This is a genomic window from Candidatus Endoriftia persephonae (genome assembly GCF_023733635.1).
Taxonomy (GTDB): domain Bacteria; phylum Pseudomonadota; class Gammaproteobacteria; order Chromatiales; family Chromatiaceae; genus Endoriftia; species Endoriftia persephonae.
Map to the genome: position 1 here is coordinate 2422460 of NZ_CP090569.1, position 18828 is coordinate 2441287.

The window sequence follows — 18828 nt, forward strand, 5'->3', positions numbered from 1 at the left end:
GAGTGAAGATGTGATCAGACAATGTTACGCGGTGCGAACGACATGCTGCGGAACTCATCCTTATACTCGGAAGGGCCAAGATTCTTGATCTTGCAGACACCGAGTTTGTAGTTGTAGTTACCACTGATGTTATCCACCACACGCCCCTGCAGCGCATTCGAAGGCTGACCCTGGGTGATGAAGTAGGAGTAGAGTGTCCCTTTCTTCACATGTGGCGTAACGATCGCGATCGCCGTGGTGGCACCCTTCTCCAGTGCGATATGGCCGTTCTTCATCAGTTCAGAAAACTGGAAGTCTTTGCCATGCACACCCTTGATGGTGTTCTTGTGCACCGGTACGCGGTTGGAGTAGAGCATCACCCGATCACCCGACTCGATACCGCGGGCCGCGGCATCATCCGGATGGATCTCGGTGAAGTTCTCCGGCCAACGCTGAGTGATGTAGGCGCGACGCTCAATATCATCGAAGCCAGACTGCCAGACTTCGTTGATACGACCGTTGGTGTGCCACAGCTCGTCCTCTTTCGGACTCATCCACTCCCAGTAGTCTGCATAGAGGCTCCAGGGGTGTTTCTGGATGTTCACACGACCGGTCTGGGAATTGAAGTGGGTTCCCTTCTTGTTGATCATGTTGGCACCCTTGGTGCGCCCTTCCTTCTCGATCTGCTCCTGAGTCATGGTGGTGTTGTGCAGCCGCACCGACCCCAACAGCTCGCCAGTCTCGTAGTTGTAGAAGGTCGGCCCCTGGATGCCCTCGGTACCCAACTCTGCCAGCTTCTGATGCAGGGTCTTGCCCTCGGCATGGGCGGCGACCTTGATCATGTGGTAGGCCTTGCGGTTACCGCGGCTGGAGCGGGAGGACTCTTCGCAGACCTGGTTGGAGTCTTTCCAATCGAAGCCTTCGAAACCCATCCGCTTGGCCAGCCCGGCGATGATCCACCAGTCCGGCTTGGCATCACCGGGTGCATCGTAGAACTTCTGGTAGAGGCGGATACGACGCTCGCCATTGGCGCGGGCCAGATCTTCCTCACCCCAGGTGGCAGCCGGAAAGACGATATCCGCAAAGCGGGCGCCGATCGGATCGCGCAAGTAGATATCCTGGTCGATCACCACGGTACCGCCGGAGTCGGCACGTGCCTTGAGGGTCTTGATGATCTCATCCTTCTCCCAGGAGGTGACCTGGTTTGGATTGTTGGTCACCAGCTCCTCGAACTTGGCGTGCAGACCGTTGGAGCCAGTCATCGCCTGGATCCAGGTGGTGCCGATGACATGCGCCATGCGGGTGTGGCCTGAATAGAGCCAACGATCGGTATCCAGGGAGCGACGACGGCGCCCCGGCACCTTCTCCGGTGACCTATTGCGCGGATAGCTGCCACCACCGGCACCACCACGCTGGTGGCCACCGAAACGACCAACCACCTGACCCGGACGCCCACCTGCACCACAGATGGTGGCAATCGAAGAGATTGCATTGGTGTTGCCAGTATTATTGGACCAGTAGAAGCCCTTCTCGATACCAAAGGACGCCTTGGGACGCGCCTTGCCAGCCCCCGTCAGCCACTCGGCTGCCTTGTAGAGATCCTTGGCATCGAGACCGGCGATCTTGGCCGCCACCTCGGGCTCATATTCCTTTTGGGACATGACCCAGGCCTTGTAGCCCTTCTTGCCGTAGACACCATTGGTCTGGAACTTGCCCCAGGTAGTACGCCACTGCCAGGGGGTGTTACGAGTACCCTGGCCAAAGCCGGAGCTGGAGCCCCACTTGTCGTTGACCCAGTGCTTGATCCAATCCTTATCCTCCCAGCCGTTCTCCAGGATGATGCGGGAGATGGCGCCCAATACCGGGGTATCGGTACCGGGGTTGACCTGCAGGAAGAGCGCATTGCCGCGGCTCTTGGCGTAGGCGATACCGGCGGTCTCACGCACGTTAAGCCAAATGGTCTTCTGGCCGCGGTCGATGGCGGGCTTGATGAACTGGGTGAAGATCATCGTCTTGGTCTCATACGGATCGGTACCGCAGATCATCAAGACATCCGCATCCCCCCAGTCCTTGTAGGCCGGACCGAAGTTGTCGAAACCTGCATCCCGGAAGCCGGGGGTGGAGGTCACATCAGAGGGCGTATCGTGGAAGGTGAACGCCGCGGTCTTGATGTGACGACGGGCAAACTTCTTGATCGCGTAGGTATTCTCGAAGTACTGGTAGGAGTAGGTCTTGACGCTGTAGGCGTTGGCACCGTGCTCCTTGATGACATGCTTGGCCACGTCGGCGGCGATATCAAGGGCGAAGTCCCAGCTCACCGGCTGCAGAGTACCGTTGATCCGCACCAGGGGCGAGGTCAGGCGGTCGTTGGTCGGTTTGTCGGGGTTGTAGCACTTCTGCGCGATACAGCCGCCACGGATCGAGGAGTCACCGCCAACGTTGACGACCTTGGAGTCCTTATCCGGGATGATCACCACATTGTGGGGACGTCCTTTGTGCATCACGACGTTGTGCTGGGTGGGAGCCACCCAAGCTTGCAGCGGACCAGAAGGAAAATCAGTATTGAAGGCGTTCTCTGAGGCCTTCGGGCCACCATCCGGCGCACCTACCGGCCAACGATAGATCTTATAACCGCAGGCCACGATGCAGTAGTCGCAACAGGTGGTCATCACATCCGCGCTTTTCGGCGGCAGCGGTGTATGATCCTCAGGGAGGTAATATTTAGTTGCCATTGTCTATTCTCCTCCTCAGGATTCCGATAGATTTTCGTTACGACCGAAGATCAGGCCCATCATGCCAACGGCATAGATATCGTCGCCGTCCACCTCCAGCAGCACCTGGGGCAGGCTCTGGTAAGCCTGTCCGGAGACGATGATGCCGTGACGCGTCAGATCATAGGTGGAGAGGTGCAGCGGGCACTGGCCCAGTACCCGATGGTTGCCCACCGCCTGATACTTGCCAATCATGTTGCCGCCCTGGTGGGTGCAGAGGTAGCTGAAGGCCACCACATCGCGCTGTGAGCCGACGCCGCCGCCAGCCTTCACGCCACCCAGCTTGACCAGCATATTCATCGCGCTATCATCGGGATAATTAAAGTTCAGCGGCTCGTTATCCTTGAGGGCACTGAGCTGGCCGATCTTCTTGCGCGGATAGCCCACGACACGGGCCTTTGCTGCGGCCTGGCCAGGGAACAGACTGATCGAAACAGTACTTGCTGCGGCTGCCGCAGAACCACTGTACATCAGGAACTGACGACGGCTGAGCATGCACTTGCCGTGATCTGCTGCAGTCTCGTCTTTTTTCTCGATATCAGACATTATTTTGCCTCCTGTGCCGCTTCAAGCTCAGCCCTGGTGAAGAGCGGTGCATATTCGGGCATCTTGGGTTTCTCTATGGTGATCTCCGGACCGGACATCGCCTCGAGGAACGCCACCAGAGCTGCTTTCTCGTCGTCGGTCAGACCAAGCGGTTTAATCAGCTTGCTCTTGTTCTCTGGGAACAGAGTAGTGCGTCCCTCTTCATCAAAACCACCACGATCGTAGAAGTCGACGACCTCTTCCAGGGTGTAGAAGACACCATTGTGCATATAGGGCGCGGTGTAACTCAGGTAGCGCAGCGGTGCGGTGCGGAACTTACCCTTGTCCCATGCGTTCTTGGAGCGATAGTAGAAGCCCCAATCTGACTTGGCCTTACGGTAGCCCTCCTGAGTCTGACCCTTGGCATATTGCTCAAAGCGGAAGGTGATCTGTGCCAGGCCATCCTCTTCCCATCGCTTGTTCGGCGGTACACCGATATTGTGGAAGTCCTGATCAGAGGCCACTGCGCCGTTATGGCACTGGATACAGCCAGCCTTGCCCTCGAAAAGGGCCTTGCCCTTGATCTCTTCAGCGTTCAGTGCACTCTTGTCGCCCTTCAGGTACTTATCCACCTGGGACTCATACTCACCACGACTGTTCAAAGTGCGCTCAAAGGCGGAGATGGCACGCCAGGCGTCGCGAACCAAGGGCCACTCGGTACCGAATACATCACGGAATCGCTCGACATATTCAGGAATCAGTCTCAGCCGTGATTCCATGATGTCGGCCTCGCCATTACCGGCCACACCACCCCTGGCAGCACCCCGTGCCTGTTTCTCATTGGAAGAGGCGGAACCAGCCCAGAACTGGCGGGGCATGTAACCGCTATTGACCACGGTCTGACTGTTGCGCCAGTGGACGGTACCGGGATAACCACGGGAGAAGTCCTCAGCCCATGCCCAGCCCTGATCGGGTTCGTGGCAGGTGGAGCAACCGGTAGAGGCATCACCACCGAGACGCGGATCAAAAAAGAGTATCTTGCCCAATTCGACCTTTTCAGGGCTCTGTAGATTGTCCGGCGGAATTGGCGGCGCAGGCAGAGGCGCCAGAGGCGCAGGCCCTTTGGCCATCTTTGCGGCTGCCGGCGCTGCAGCCGGGGCAGCGGACTGTTCCGCCGTCACCTGGGCAGCGCAACCGGCCAGCAGTGCTGTCGTGATGGCAGCGGCCAACAGGGTCGGAGTCTGTTTCATCTTACTCATCGCTGTCTCCTCGACGTTTAGTTCTTGACCTGAGTCCAGTTTTCGATCACTGGATACTCAGCCGGATAGGCTTCCTTCCAGACATACTTGCTGCTGGTCAGAGGCTCACCGGACATGGAGAGCAGGAATGCCTTGAGATCGCGTCTTTCCTGCTTGGAGAGCTTCAGAGGCTTCAGCAACTTGCTCTTGCGGCTATCTTTGCCACCGCCCTTGTTGTAGAAGGCGATCACATCATCCAGCGACTTCAGCATACCGTTGTGCATGTAGGGCGCGGTGTATTTCAACTCACGCAAACTGGGAGTCACGAACTTACCCATGTCGTCAGCATTCAGGGTGACGTTGTAGTAACCCGGATCACGCTTCAGGTTCATGTAGTTCTCGATACCCTGAAACATCGCAAAGGCGAGGAATGCCTGGTGGTTCATCGGATCGAGGAAGACATCAAAGTTCTCGGGAACACCGGTATTATGGGCCTTGCCATCAGAGGCCAGCGGACCGTTGTGGCACTGGATGCAGCCACCCTTACCCGCGAATACCTTCTTGCCGCGCTTGGCTGCAGCAGACATCTTGCCGGTATCGATAGGCGCTCCGCGAGAGGTCAGGGTCTTCAGGTACTCAGGGATCAACTTACGGATCTTACCGTTTGACGGTTCGCCCATGCCCGCAGCCTTGAACATCTCAAGATATTTTGGATCCTGCTTGACACGCTCCTGCATGATCCGCATATCCATATTCATGATGTAGTCTTCCGTGAGCATCTCACGGGTCATATCGTTCAGGTTGGTGCCGATACGACCATCCCAGTTCCACACCTTCTTATGTGCCGTGTTGACCAGACTGGCGCTGTTGCGAAAATGGCCATTGCCCGGATAACCCGGAGAGAGCGCATCGGAATGCGCATACCCATGCTTCGGTTGATGGCAGTCGGCACAGGCGATACCTGCATCTCCCGACAAACGGCGATCAAAAAACAGCCGCTTACCCAACTCTGCCTTTGCCTTGTTGATCTTCAGATCAGGCAGAGGTGAAATATCGGGATACTTGCCGGCCTGTGCACCGAACGTCATACCCAGTCCCAGCGCTGCCGCCAGCAGGGTATGTCCGGTCTTGACTCGTACACCCATTGGATTTCCTCCAAGTCAGATTATCAATTATCGGTATTCCGAAAATTCTGAATCCGGACCCCGGAACTTAATTGATCTGCCGACGGTCCAATTCGATTCAGCTATCTGCATATTCCGAGCCAAATCCTATCCTGACCAACAAACCCCGGTTTTTCCTATGGTTAGAGCCAGGCCATTGATACAGATCAAGAAATCCCACTTCCCCCAGCTGAATGATCTGTTCCAAAACGCCCTGAACAAATCACTCAGGCACATCAAATCGTTCAACATTCCGAGCACTCGCCCGCTTCGCGCAAATGAGAAGGGTGGCGCAGACAAAGGCACCAAAGATTCAGAAGATCGGCTCACAGCCACCGTAGGTTCAGCTTCAGCCGAGCCAGCCCAACTACAGTCGAACCTACAAACGATTTATTTAAGGAGCCCCTGATCAAGTCATGAATTCGTATCTTGTGCCCAGAATATCCAGCTTCTGCGTGGCAAATCTCGGCAACGGCTCCATGCATTGCTCTACCTCCTGCATCCATGCGGTCGTTCGCAAGAGCCAGCTATCCCCGACAGGGATGTCGGGGAGGAGCGTGAGCAGGGAGCGGTAGCTTTACGTGCGATTTGCGCCTTGAATCTGAAAATTCTGAATCACAATCCACTTCGTCCAGACTTAATCAGAGGCTCCTTAACTACCGGATTAATAGCGTTGGAAGGGAGGGTTTTGGAAGGAATCAGGTAACTATTCAGCTCTTGACTCTAGCAAGAGCTGAATAGTTACGGAATCAGTTACCGGCATTCAGATGGCGCACCGCCTGAAGTAATACCTCGGGCGGCGTCTCATGGGGAAAGATGAATCGCAACTCTCCATCCGGGGCGATCAGGTAGGTGGCGGCAGAGTGATTGACCGCGTAACCGAAGGCCGAGCCCTCTAATTCCACCTCGTAGTATTGCGCGCCATACTGCTTGGCAACCTTCGCCACGGCCTCTTCCGTGCCCGTCACACCGATCAGATTGGGGTGAAAATATTCCACATAGTCGGCCAGCGACTCCACTGTATCGTGTTGCGGGTCAACACTGACAAAGATCGAGACCGTCTTCTGCAACTCCTCATCACTCAACTCACTGAGCGCCTGGGTCAGAAAAGAGAGCGATGTCGGACAGACGTCGGGGCATCTTGTATAGCCGAAATAGAGGAAGATCGACTTGCCGCGAAGCTGCCGAGTATCCAGCGGCCCATTGACCGAATCAAGCACAAAATCCCCACCCGGCGGGGCCTCAACCTGCTCCAGCACCTCATCCTGCCTAGGCGCCTCAGCCCCGGCAAAGGCACTGAGCGAAAGAAAAAACAGGCAGAAAAACAATGACATGGGGAGTCTTTCAGACATATTCATAACCTCTTCTAAATAACCTATTGGAATAGCTCAAGATTACCCGAAGTCGCTCATCCGGTCATTGCCAATCATCACCATTGATCATCCTCACTGCCGCCCTGCCAGAAAAAGAAAACCCGGAGACACCAAATGGCGTATCCGGGTTAACTGGGGTATCCCAAAGGAGGATGGATCCTATGTTAGTCGTTTAAGTCTTGCGACGCTGTGAACGGACCAGCAAAATGCCAGCCAGGAAGACCAGCAGAGCTACACCCAACGGCATCCCGTAAATATAGACGTAGTCGATCTCCGGCGGCAGTAACAGCCAGTACCAGGTACTCAGAGTATGCTTGGAGCCCACCTCGCCGTTGCTACCATCCCAGTTGGCGAAGGAGATCGGCATGAACTGCCCTTCGGCAAAGTCGATATCCCCCTGCTCACCCCCGCTCAGCGGACGACGCATCACCACCTGCCATTTGCCATTCTTCCAGCTGCCACTCGCCTTCAGACTCTTGTCGTCCTCGCGAAACTTCAGCTTGGCATCCGGACCGCTGCCCTCCAGCAGCATCGCCTGGGCCTCGCGCTTCGGCTCGACGCTGCCGGCATTCCAGTACCAGATGGTAGTGTGATGACTCTTGTCACCATGGCGGTAGAGCGGCTTCTCCACCATCGGTGACGACATATAGGCATCCTCCAAGGGGAACTGGATCGCAAACGCATCCGAGTGCATCTCCTTGCTCTCATCCTGCAGATCAGTGAAGTAGTCGATACCCGGCCGACTCTCGGTGCGGTCATCCACCTCCAGCAGGAAGCCGATCTCCTGGTCGTTATAGAGCGCACGCACCGTCACTGCGTCGTTGAGCGGGGTAAAGAGGCGATCCTCCTTGATAATATTGGGCACCAGATGCAGGGTGACCGCACTGGCACTGTTCCAACGCGCATCCTCCGCTGAACTGGGCAGATCACCCTCCACTTTCGTGCCAGTTACCACCGCGCCGTCCTTAGGCTGCACCGTGGTCTCGCGCAGACTGTAGACAAAGTTGGCGATATGCCAGCGATCCTCCAGGCTGACCGGATCCTTGTTGCCCTCTTCCACCGCCCGGTGGGCCGGCATCGGCGTGCCGGGTATGCCGATCGAGAGACGGGTGTAGATCGCCTTGATGGTCTCATCCCGCTCCTGCTCAGCAGCGGCGGTCGACTGGGTGGAGCGCCAGGTCCAAGGCTTGGTCAAGTCTCGAGGCCAGATGCGATTACCCCAATCGTCCTCCAACTTCTTGCCGGAGACGATATTGCCCCTGCCCTCCTTGCCGTGGCACTCCTTGCACGATTTGAGGAAGGCCTCGCGACCCTTCACCACCGACTCCTCACTGTAGGGGATCTGCCCTGCCAACGGCTCCACATCGGTGATCTTTCTGAAGTCATCCTTGGTGTAGTGACCGTCATCGTCGAAGGCATCCTCATCTGCCTCCTCCGGTGACCAGGCGGAGGTGATATCGAAGCGCTTGATCACCGGGATCAGACTGCGGATCTGCTCGTCGGTCATCAGCGGTCCCCAGCCAGGCATGGCGGTACCGGTCAGACCGAATTTGATGGTGTTGAAGAGATCCTTATCCCGTGGCAGTTTGGTGCCCGGCGAGGTCTTGTATTTAAACAGCGCAAGGGAAAAATCACGCGGTTTTGGGTACATATGCTCGGCGGCGATACCGTCACCCGCCCCCTGCTCACCGTGGCAGACCTGGCAGCGGAACTCATAGAGCTCCTGGCCCTGGATCTGCTTACGCTGCGCCAGCACCTGATCCTTCATCCCGGTGACCTGCTTGGAGACTGCCGGATCCCAGATGCGTGGCACCTGACCGTTGTAATCAAAGAGGAAGGTGATGACGTTCCAGACATCCTCCTCACTGAGCATCTCATGCCAGACCGGCATCGCCGAGTTCCAGGGCGTGCCTTCCTTCGGCAGACCAGGACCACCGGTGGTGATACGCCAGAACAGAAACGATTCCTGCAGCTGCGGGATAATGGTCGGATCCTGGAAGTTGATCGGCTGCGGATTGAAACCCTGGGCGTAGTGGCCCTGGCCGTTCAGCAGATCGCCGTGGCAATAGAAACAGTTCTGATAGTAGACATCACGCCCTGCGCTCACCGCCTCTTTGTACTTCTCCCAACCCGCCTCCTTGTCAGAACTCAGAGTCTTAATGATCTCCTCGCGGATCGGATTCTCCAGCAAGGCCAGATCGAAGCTCTTGCCATAGGCCTTCACCGACGCAGGTGGCGCCGGATGCACCTGACGCAACTCCACCGGGGCCTCGTTGGAGGGCTTCACCATGCCATAGACGGTGTAGCCGATGATCGCAGGAATGATGATCAGCAGCGCCCAGCGCACCACCATCAGATTATCATTGCGCAGCGTGGCGAGAACCGGCGCTTGAAACTCCGTCCAGCGGGCATCATCAAACGAGAAGTAGAGCAGCACGCCAATGATCGTGATGATCATGTACTGGATCATCAGCGTCTTCGGCAGCAGCGGCGGGAAGGCATTATCAAACACCAGGTAGGCGATGACGATGACCAGCACCGCCTGCCAGAATGCGGGGATCCTGAATGACTTCATTATTTTTTCTCCGCCAGAAACGTCACGATCATCTGTAGCTCTTTCACCGTCATCTTCTCCGCAAAGTCCGGGGGCATCGCCGGCGGAAAACCTTCAACGATGACCGCCGCTGGATCGACGATGCTCTGGCGGATCCCCGCCTCGCTTAGACGCGCCCCGATTGTGCCCAATCCAGGCCCCACCAGGACATCCTCCGAGTCCATCGCATGACAGGAACTGCAGGCATACTTGCCCAGCGCCTCTTCGGCGGTCACCGCCGGCGCGGGGGCAGCCCCACCAGCCGCTGGCGCGGCTGCGGCAACCTCCGCCGCCGCCTCAGGCGATGGCAGGGAGACAGTCACCTCGTTGCCATCCTTCGCCTGCAGATAGGCGATGACCGCATCTATCTCCATCGCAGAGAGCTGGATCGGCGGCTTATCGATGTGGGGCATCGGCGAAACAGTGTCGTTGGAGCCCTTCTTGCCCCAACCAGCGACCACAAACTTGCTCGGCTCGAGCATCGACTCAAGGATGTAACCCGCCGCATCCTTCGCCTCGCCCTGGTAGCGTTCATCGGCCAGTCGTTTAGCCGAGATGCTCACCATATCCATGCCCTGGATGTCCGGCGCACGCCCCAACGGGGCTGGCTTGTGGCAGAGGGTGCAGGTGCCCTTGTTCATGAACAGATCCTCACCCATGGCAACGAAGTCATCCATCGTCAGGGAACCCAGATCAACCTTCCTCTCCACTGGAGCTTCGCCCTCCACCTGGGGCAACAGCTGGGTCACAGAGGTAAACACCAGGGTCAGCCCCAAGCTGAAACCGATTGTCTTGGCAAAGACATTCATGCCGCACCTCCTTCGGAGGCGGCTACCGGTTTGGCCTGTTTGGTACCGCTCAGATTGGCAACCCAGAACATGAACAGCACAAACAGCAGAAACAACACAGTAACGATGGTGATCATATTGCCCGCGTAACCGATAGTCGGAATGAAATTATCCGGTGAGTTGTCTTTCATCACCGTATAGACATGCCAGTGGGTCTTCACCGAGGAGCGCACATAGCCCATCAGACCCATCAGCCAGGTAAAAGCGATCGGCAGGGCAAACAGGGCATACTGAGCGCGGTCCGGGATCTTGCCCCAGTGCGAAGGCAGGGTCTTGGCGTTCTTGAACATCAGCGCGTCGATGACGATACCGGAGATGATCACCACCAGCGTCGACGACACCTGAGCCACCGAGGAACCCACCTTGTAGACGGTGTTGGTGAAGTAGCCATAGTAGACGCCGAGAAAGATGACATTAGCTATCGCCACCACATAGATCGCCACCATCAACGCATTGCCGATCGGCGCCCAGGCCACCGTCGCCACCTTGTCGGAGCGGCGATAGAGCTGGAACGAGAGAAAGGTGACGATCAGCATCAGGTTCACCGCGATATTCTTCGCCGGCATGATCCCCAACGGACCGAGGAGATGGTGGTGGCTGCCACCCAGCTGGGCGATCTCAGACGCCGACAGGATCAGCGTATGCGGCGTCACCCAGGTGAGGAAACAGACCACCAGCACAAACGCGATAAGGCTGATCAGCGGTTTGTAACGCTCCGATCCCTCGGTGCGAGACATGCCTGCCCAGAGGTAGTAGTTACCCGCCAGCAGGATGGTGCCGATCAGCACCGCCTGCACAATAAACAGCCAGGCCAGGATGCCGCCCATGGCAGTGATGCCCATCTGCTGGGAGTAGGCGTAGATCTCCGCCATCAGCCAGTAGCCGGCGAAGGGCAGCGGCAGAAAGGCAAGGATGGCGATAAAGTTGGAGGTGTAGCCCATCCAGTCGTAGTGAGCGCGTTTCTCTGGGTCCTTGGTGCTGAGGAACTTATAAGCCGCATAGGCCCCAACCACCGCGCCACCGAAGCCGATATTGGCGATAAAGCGATGCAGGTTGATCGGGTTCCACAAAGGCCCCTTCATCACCTCCCAGATATTGCCGATCACCGCGCCGACCTCGTTGACGCCGGAGGGGGCCATCATGAAGGTGGCCCAGGAGTTGGACATCACCATGATGGTCATGCCCGCGCCGTTCAGCAGCAGACCCAACGACAGATGCACCCACTTGGCGTTGCCGTAACGCATCGCGTTCCAGCCATAATAATAGGTGTAGAGGAAGAAACTCTCGAGAAAAAACAGTCCAGCATAGACCAGCCACTGGGCGCCGAACACATGCATCATATAGCCCATAAAGTCGGGATAGAGCAGAAACAGCGCCAGGGCCAGGGAACCGCCAAAAATAGCAGTAATCGAGAAGCCGGTGAGGCTGATCTTCATGAACTCATGGGCCATGCTGTCGTAGCGTTCATCACCGCTGGTCACGCCAACCAGCTCGATCACCAATACAAACAGCGGCACCGCCAACACCAACGCGCCAAAGAACAGGTGCATCTGCGCCAGAATCCACACCACCGCGCGGCTGCTGACCCCGATGTTGGGATAATCCCCACGGCTTGGCTGGGGCGCAGCAATCAGCTCAGGTTCATCGGACTCGGCAGCAGCCAGATCCTCCGCTGGCGTAAAATCCATCCCCTCAACGTGGACCCGGCCGATCGGCGCAATATCGCCATCACCCGCCATGCCTGCGCTGGCAGCGGAGAGCCCGACGGCAAACAGCAGAACCACCAGCACCCTCCGGAGCAGCCCGGGACTCACCCTTTCAAACAGGCTACGCAGTCTCATCTGCCTCATTATCGATTCCCCTTGCCGCTAACCAGCGGGCGTCAGATCCACGTTCAGGGGCAAGCCCTGGATACTCATGATCATCTGATCAAGCCCGTAAAACGCTACCAGCACTGCAACAAAGGCAGCCCCCCAGATAAGCAGGGTGGCAGGCATTCCGAGTTTTTTCTGTTCGCTCATATTCCCTCTCCTAACCGTGGTGGACCACAACGCCGCCGGAATAGATAAGCAGCCAGTAGAAGAATGCCAGCACTCCGACCAGGACGGAGGCAAATAACTTTGGACCCCAATTTTTAGCCGAAGCAGAGTGCTGTTCTTTCTCAGACATATTGAAATACCCCTTCCCCAGTGACCGTGAACCCAGCTCCCGCCTAGCAAGCAAATACCAAGCCAAAGCACCACCCTTTCAAAACCCTCACGCCAACCCCTTGGATTACAGTGGTTTTAACCATTTAGCCCACTCCAGCTCCGTTTTCATGCAGGCAACTTCGATCCCCCTCAAACCCTCTACAGAAAATAAATGAACGATTCTTTCAGCCGCTCCAGCAAAACTGCATCAATTTTTTCAACCCAGCCTGCCGAGCTTCCGCTCAGACACGCGCCGACCGACACACCAGAGGACAAACAATCTCACCGAGAAAAATTGAACGATTTGTTCATTTTTCTACCTCTTGAGGCTACGATCTAAACATCTCATTCCATGCGGCCGGCCATTTTGAACGGGATAATGCTCCACTCACCACTACCTACCGCCCCAGCGCTTTGGCACCGTATTTGCTAGCAAAGGAAAGATTCATCTCCACCAGGCCAGCCATGAATATGCGATCAAAAACCGAACAGGCACTCATCGAACTGATGAAAAACGGCGATGAAGCCGACCGCTGCTATGCCGCCAGAACACTTGGCACCCTGCACAGCCAAAATGCAGTTGAAACGCTCATCGCGCATCTAACCGACGAGGATATCGACGTCTGCGTCGACGCCGCCGAAGCCCTTGGGCGGATTGGCGACCCGGCAGCCGTACCACCACTGCTGAACTCTCTGTCGAAAGAAGAGAGTGGCGAGGTCTGCACCGCAGTCACCAGCGCGCTTGGCATGCTTGGCGGCGAAGCAGCGATCGATGCACTAAAGAAGATTGCAGTGGAGCGTCCCGAAGCCATTGAGTGGGAAGACGACTGGGATAGATGGTGGGATGTCCAGCTTGCCGCGGTAGAGGCACTGGGCAGATATGGCATCGAGGATGCCACTGAGCTGCTGGTCGACATCATGGACAGCGATGCCAGCCAGGACATAGATGCCGAGATCTACCACGCCCTCTCCAGCATCAAGCAGCGAGGCTTTGAAGTACTCTGCGAGCGGCTCAAATCGCCTAGCGCGATGCACCGTCGTCGTGCCGTCGCCGCCCTTGGCCGCAGCGGCTCGCCGGATGCCAGCAGCAAGATCGGTCAGAGCCTGCGTGACAAGGCCCCCGAGGTACGCGCCGCCGCCGCCACCGCCCTCACCAAATTAGAGGCCCACCATTATCTGTCCGCAATAGTGCTGCTATTGCGGGATGAAGACGAAGATGTCCGCTCCGCTGCGGTGGAGGCCAGCAGCCGGCTTGCAGCCAGCCAGGGCGATCCCGAACTGTTGCTCAAGGAGAGCAGCAGCCTGCTCGTCGACCCAAACAGCCTGGTGCGAACCACCACTCTCAAGACCCTCAGCGGGCTGATCCAGCCGGAGGCACTGGAGCAAACAACACGCCAACTGGTCGAACAGAACCTGAGTCACAGCGACTTCAATACCGCCGCTGCTGCTGCCGATCTGCTCGCCGCCAACCGCGCCAGCGAGTCGATCGAGCCGCTCATCGAGATGGTCGGCAACAACACCATCTACTCCATGGCCCGGCGCCATGCGATCCTCGCCCTGCGCAGTTTTGGCATCAACAATAGAGCGATCATCGATGTCCTGAAGAGCGCTGTCCTCGACAAGGATCAGGCGGTACGCATCGCCGCACTCGGCGCACTCAGCCATCTTGAACAGTTTCCGCTTCAGGAAGATGAGGCAACCGATCAGCAGCCACAGCGTCCACTCGATATTGTGCTGGCTGCGATCAATGGCGAACTGATCAAACCGGAAGAGAGTGAGGTGCCGCCCATTAGCCAGACGGTCGAATTCGACCCCGAGGCCGACAAGATCCTACCCAAGCAGACCGAAGATGAGACCGCTTCTGATGAGCAGGCGGCGACCAGCACCCTGGCAGAGATCACCGGAGCAACAGAAGAGGCTGCCACAACTGAACCGCTGCAATTGCCAGAGCAACCCAGCAGAGTGGTTGAGGTTGGCGAGGTCAACAAGGCGATCTCGACCCTCGATGCCATCGCCATGGACAACGTGGAGGCAACCCTGGGCATAGGCCAGGAGGAGCCGACCGCAGCGCCTGAGTATGACCAGGAGACCGAGGAGTTCCTCAAACTGGTGGAGCAAAACAATCGCACCGCCATGCGAATGAAGAAAAACCGCCGCACCATCCCGCTCGAAGACGATCTGCGCATTCTCGGCCTGCGGGTGCTGACAAAGCAGACCGATGAACGGGCCATCGCCGCGATGCTTCAGGCACTCAACGACGACAACAACGAGATCAGGTATGAAGCCGCACTCGCCATCGCCGAGGCCGCCAAACTCAACCGCGACGCCCCAGGGCTGATGAACGCCATGGGTTCCCTGATCACCCAGCTCGGCCTGGGCGACGAGGATCAACAGATCGCCTGCGCCCGCGCCCTCGGCTATCTCGGCAACAAGGCGGCGATCCTGCCGCTGCTGGATGCACTGCAGTCTGACCTCACCCAGACCAAGATCGAGGCGATCCGCGCCCTCACAAACCTCGCCTTGCACGGCTCTGACCCGGTTGAGGCGGACCACATGGTGACCAAGCCCGTCTCCCCCAAGACGATCGTCCGCAAGATCAAAGGCATGCTGCAGAGCCAAAAGAACGGGGTGCGCATCACTGCCGCCAACGCACTCAGCGAACTGCTGCAGCTCGAAGCACTGGCAGATGAGATCCCCGACACCATCGAGAGGTTGATTGCCACCGCCTTCCTTGGCAGCGGCGAACATGCACGTCCAATCGGCAAGATACTGCGTCAGATCGACGCCGAAGCCAGCGCACAACGCCTACTCAAGGGGCTGGCCGAGGTCGACTCCAGCGCTGAGCGGCGCTTTGTCATCGAAATGCTCGAAGAGCTGTTTGTTTCCCATTCCCAAGAGGCTCAGCCGCAGCAGGCGGCCTGATCCACCAACCAGACTCCACAGGAGATTCAGCACATGAAGAAGTTGATCACCGCGCTCAGCATCGCCGGCCTCTGCGCCCTACCCCTGGCAAGCCAGGCGGCCTACAAGGAAGGCACTGTCAGCAACGGCGGCACCATCACCGGCACTATCACGTTTGCCGGCAAGGACCTAGCGCCAAAGACCTACAAGATCAGCAAAGACAACGACGTCTGCGGTACCGGTACCCGTGAGATCGACTATGTCCGGGTCGAAGGCGGCAAGCTGATGGACGTTGTGGTCTATCTCGACAAGGTCAAGAGCGGCAAGCCCTTCCCCGCCGACGTTTCGGACGCCACCATCGATCAGCAGGGCTGTGAGTTCAAACCCTTCATGCAGGTGATGCGCAACAATTCCAAGCTCAACGCGGTCAACAAGGATCCGATCCTGCACAACATCCACACCTACGAGCTGATCCGCGGCGACGCCAAAGGGCCGAAAAAGACCATCTCCAACATCTCCCAGCCTGAACCCAATACCGTCACCAGCACCATCAAGATGAAGAAAGGGCCGGCGATGAAGGTCGAGTGCGACGCCCACGACTTCATGCACGGTTTTGTCTTCGTTGCCAAGAACCCCTACTTCGCCAAGGTAAAAGCAGACGGCAGCTTTGAGATCAAGGACGTACCGCCCGGTAAATACAAGATCAAGGCCTGGCACGGCTTTTTGAAGAACCAGAAGGGCAAGGTCACGGTTGAAGCCGGTGGCACCGCAACCGTCGACTTCACCTTCAAGTAAGACAGAGGAGAGACCAGGCCATGGCGCTATTGAAACGATTCAATCTGGCACCGCTTGATTACATGGCGATCATCGCCGGCATCATCAACGCACTGGTGATTGGTTCCATCGTTGTCTACTGGTTTCTCAACCAATAACAAAAACCTGATACGGGTTGCGGGGCGATCCCTGCGACCCGTTATCTACCTTCTGATAACGACCAACAGCAAAACGACCCGATACCATGTCATCGCAAGCACAGACCCAACCCACGCAGACTGCGCCGCTGCCGGAATACCGCTCGATCCTGCTCGCAGTCGACTCTTCCGACCACGCCAACCGGGGCACTAGCGAGGCCGTCGCCCTGGCATCGATCTGGCAGAGCGATCTCACCGCTGCCCACGTCTACGCAGCCAAGCTGCACGATGTGCGCTTCCGCCAGATGGAGGGTGGTCTGCCGGAGCAGTTCCGCGAAGAGCAGGAGCTGGAGCGCCAGCGCGATGTGCATGATGACCTAATTACCCGTGGCCTCTCAATCATCACCGACTCCTACCTGGATCAGGCTGAGCGCGAGAGCCGAGAACAGAACATCGAACTCAGACGCCGCTCGCTGGAGGGCAAGAACTACCGCGAGCTGGTGAACGAGACCAACAGCGGCAACTACGACCTGCTGGTGATCGGCGCACTGGGGCTCGGTGCGGTCAAGAGCAGCCGCCTTGGCACCGTCTGTCAGCGTGTCAGCCGCCGCAGCGAGATCGACACCCTGGTGATCAAGGAGCCGCAACGCTCCATCGCCAACGGCCCAATCGTGGTCGCGGTGGACGGCTCCGCCAAATCCTACGGCGGCCTGCTCACCGCCCTCAGCCTGGCGCAGCAGTGGCAGGTGCCGGTCAAGGTGATCTCCGCCTTCGACCCCTACTACCACTATGTCGCCTTCAACCGTATCGCCGGCGTGCTCTCCGAAGAGGCGGGCAAGGTATTCCGCTTCCAGGAGCAGGAGAAACTGCACGAAGAGATCATCGACTCGGGTCTGGCGAAGATCTACCAGGGCCACCTCGACGTGGCAAAACAGGTCGCCGCCGACCAGGGTATCGAGGTCGAGACTACACTGCTCGACGGCAAACCCAACGACGTCATCGACCGCTATCTGAAACGGGAGAAACCCTCCCTGCTGATAATTGGCAAGCTCGGCATCCATGCCGATGAGGGGCTCGACATCGGCGGCAACACCGAGGCACTGCTCAACGATTGCGACTGTGCCATCCTGCTGAGTCAGCGCGAATACCAGCCACCGGTGGAGAAGATCGCCGCCGTCACCACCTCATGGACCCACGAAGCGGAGACGCGCATGAACCGCGTGCCTTCCTTCGTGCGCAACATGGCACGCATGGCTATCCTGCGTTACGCTCAGGAACGCGGCCACACCGTGATCACCGAGAGCATGGTCGAAGAGGCCACCGCTCAGCTGATGCCCGGACACGCTGAGGATGCAATGGCCGAGATCGTAGAGGCCTACGACAAGGGCGAGCTGAAACGTAAACCCAACGCAGAAGAGGCAATACGCTGGAACGACGATGCCAAGGCACTGCTGCTGACCATCGATGACCTCTCTCTGCGCGGTAACCTCAGCATGCGAGCCGAAAAGAAGGCCCGTAGCGAAGGCAAGCGCCAAGTGGCCATCCACCATCTGCAGGCCTTTCTGGATGATCCCAGCCAACACAGTTCCGGAGCTGCCTCTTCTGCCTATGGTCACCCTCCCTCGGCCACCCAAGCAGATGAGGCAGCTCCCTCTAATCTCCACTGGCAGGCCGCGGCACTGGCGCGTCTGATGCGGGTGCCAGAAGGCTTCATGCGCGACGCCGCCAAACAGCGCATCGAGGACTATGCCCGCGCCCAGGGGCTGAGTGAGGTCAGCCTGCAAACCGCTGAAGCGGGACTGGCCGAGGCGCGCAAGGCGATGGAAGCCCAGATGCAGGGCGACAAACAGCCCGCTGCCAGCCTGCCGGAAAAGAAAAAGAGCGCCTGCCCCTTCGCCCATCGGGCGCAACCGGCAAAGCCAATCAAGCAGGAAGAGAAAAAACCTAACCTCAACTGGAGCGACCAAGCCCAACAGAGCATGAACAGCGTCCCTGCCGGCTTCTGCCGTGAGATGACCATGAAGGCTGCCGAAACCATCGCCACGCAACGTGGTCTTGAGCAGATCGACAGCGACTTCATCCAGCAGGTAATGACCACCTTCAAGCAGGGCTCCAGCCAGGTCAATGAAAGCATGCCCTGGGACGAAACAGCCCGCGAACGCATCGCCCGCGCCCCCGACATGGTACGCGGCATGCTGGTGCAGGAGATCGAAGGCTGGGCCAGACGCGAGGGATATGAACGGGTCGATACGCGGGCGGTAAATGCAGTCAAGCAGGTCTGGACGGAACGCGGTGTGTTCCACCTCGATCCCAACGACTCCCGTAATCAGTGAGCCC

12 protein-coding genes are annotated in these 18828 nt (G+C 57.9%); 3 read left to right on the forward strand and 9 right to left on the reverse strand.

All coding sequences use genetic code 11. The features are described 5' to 3' along the window. Positions 1-14: 14 nt before the first annotated feature. From L0Y14_RS10910 to L0Y14_RS10950, 9 genes are all read right to left on the reverse strand, one after another. Positions 15-2711 (reverse strand): arsenate reductase (azurin) large subunit, encoded by a 2697-nt coding sequence (locus tag L0Y14_RS10910; RefSeq protein ID WP_005958942.1) that lies wholly within the window; start codon positions 2709-2711, stop codon positions 15-17. A gap of 15 nt (positions 2712-2726) precedes the next feature. Continuing rightward, entirely contained in the window at positions 2727-3296 is a 570-nt protein-coding gene (locus tag L0Y14_RS10915) for an arsenate reductase (azurin) small subunit (RefSeq protein ID WP_005958941.1), read from the reverse strand. Beyond that, on the reverse strand, positions 3296-4534 hold the full coding sequence (locus L0Y14_RS10920) for a cytochrome-c peroxidase (RefSeq protein WP_005958940.1): 1239 nt from the start codon (positions 4532-4534) through the stop codon (positions 3296-3298). Before L0Y14_RS10920 ends, L0Y14_RS10915 begins: the two co-directional genes overlap by 1 nt. A 17-nt stretch (positions 4535-4551) precedes the next feature. Continuing rightward, entirely contained in the window at positions 4552-5658 is a 1107-nt protein-coding gene (locus L0Y14_RS10925; protein WP_006473890.1) for a cytochrome-c peroxidase, read from the reverse strand. Positions 5659-6425: 767 nt separating this feature from the next. Beyond that, positions 6426-7028 carry an SCO family protein gene (locus tag L0Y14_RS10930; RefSeq protein WP_240991577.1) on the reverse strand — a complete coding sequence of 201 codons (603 nt, stop codon included), beginning with the start codon at positions 7026-7028 and terminating at the stop codon, positions 6426-6428. Between the two features lie 193 nt (positions 7029-7221). After that, positions 7222-9624 carry a c-type cytochrome gene (locus L0Y14_RS10935; protein ID WP_006473892.1) on the reverse strand — a complete coding sequence of 801 codons (2403 nt, stop codon included), beginning with the start codon at positions 9622-9624 and terminating at the stop codon, positions 7222-7224. Then, positions 9624-10451 (reverse strand): c-type cytochrome, encoded by an 828-nt coding sequence (locus L0Y14_RS10940; RefSeq protein WP_005964184.1) that lies wholly within the window; start codon positions 10449-10451, stop codon positions 9624-9626. The genes L0Y14_RS10935 and L0Y14_RS10940 overlap by 1 nt, the downstream gene beginning before the upstream one ends. Continuing rightward, positions 10448-12340 (reverse strand): cytochrome ubiquinol oxidase subunit I, encoded by a 1893-nt coding sequence (locus L0Y14_RS10945; protein ID WP_081417741.1) that lies wholly within the window; start codon positions 12338-12340, stop codon positions 10448-10450. The genes L0Y14_RS10940 and L0Y14_RS10945 overlap by 4 nt, the downstream gene beginning before the upstream one ends. A gap of 18 nt (positions 12341-12358) precedes the next feature. Further along, complete coding sequence (locus L0Y14_RS10950) at positions 12359-12511, reverse strand: hypothetical protein (protein ID WP_006473894.1); 153 nt, start codon at positions 12509-12511, stop codon at positions 12359-12361. Between the two features lie 633 nt (positions 12512-13144). On the opposite strand from L0Y14_RS10950, the gene L0Y14_RS10955 reads away from it, so the two are divergent. From L0Y14_RS10955 to L0Y14_RS10965, 3 genes are all read left to right on the forward strand, one after another. Beyond that, on the forward strand, positions 13145-15601 hold the full coding sequence (locus L0Y14_RS10955; protein ID WP_006473895.1) for a HEAT repeat domain-containing protein: 2457 nt from the start codon (positions 13145-13147) through the stop codon (positions 15599-15601). Positions 15602-15634: 33 nt separating this feature from the next. Next, positions 15635-16375, forward strand: coding sequence for a carboxypeptidase regulatory-like domain-containing protein (locus L0Y14_RS10960; protein WP_005964192.1), 741 nt, complete (start codon positions 15635-15637; stop codon positions 16373-16375). 223 nt (positions 16376-16598) lie between these two features. Then, positions 16599-18824, forward strand: coding sequence for a universal stress protein (locus L0Y14_RS10965; RefSeq protein WP_251859192.1), 2226 nt, complete (start codon positions 16599-16601; stop codon positions 18822-18824). The last annotated feature ends 4 nt before the right edge of the window (positions 18825-18828 follow it).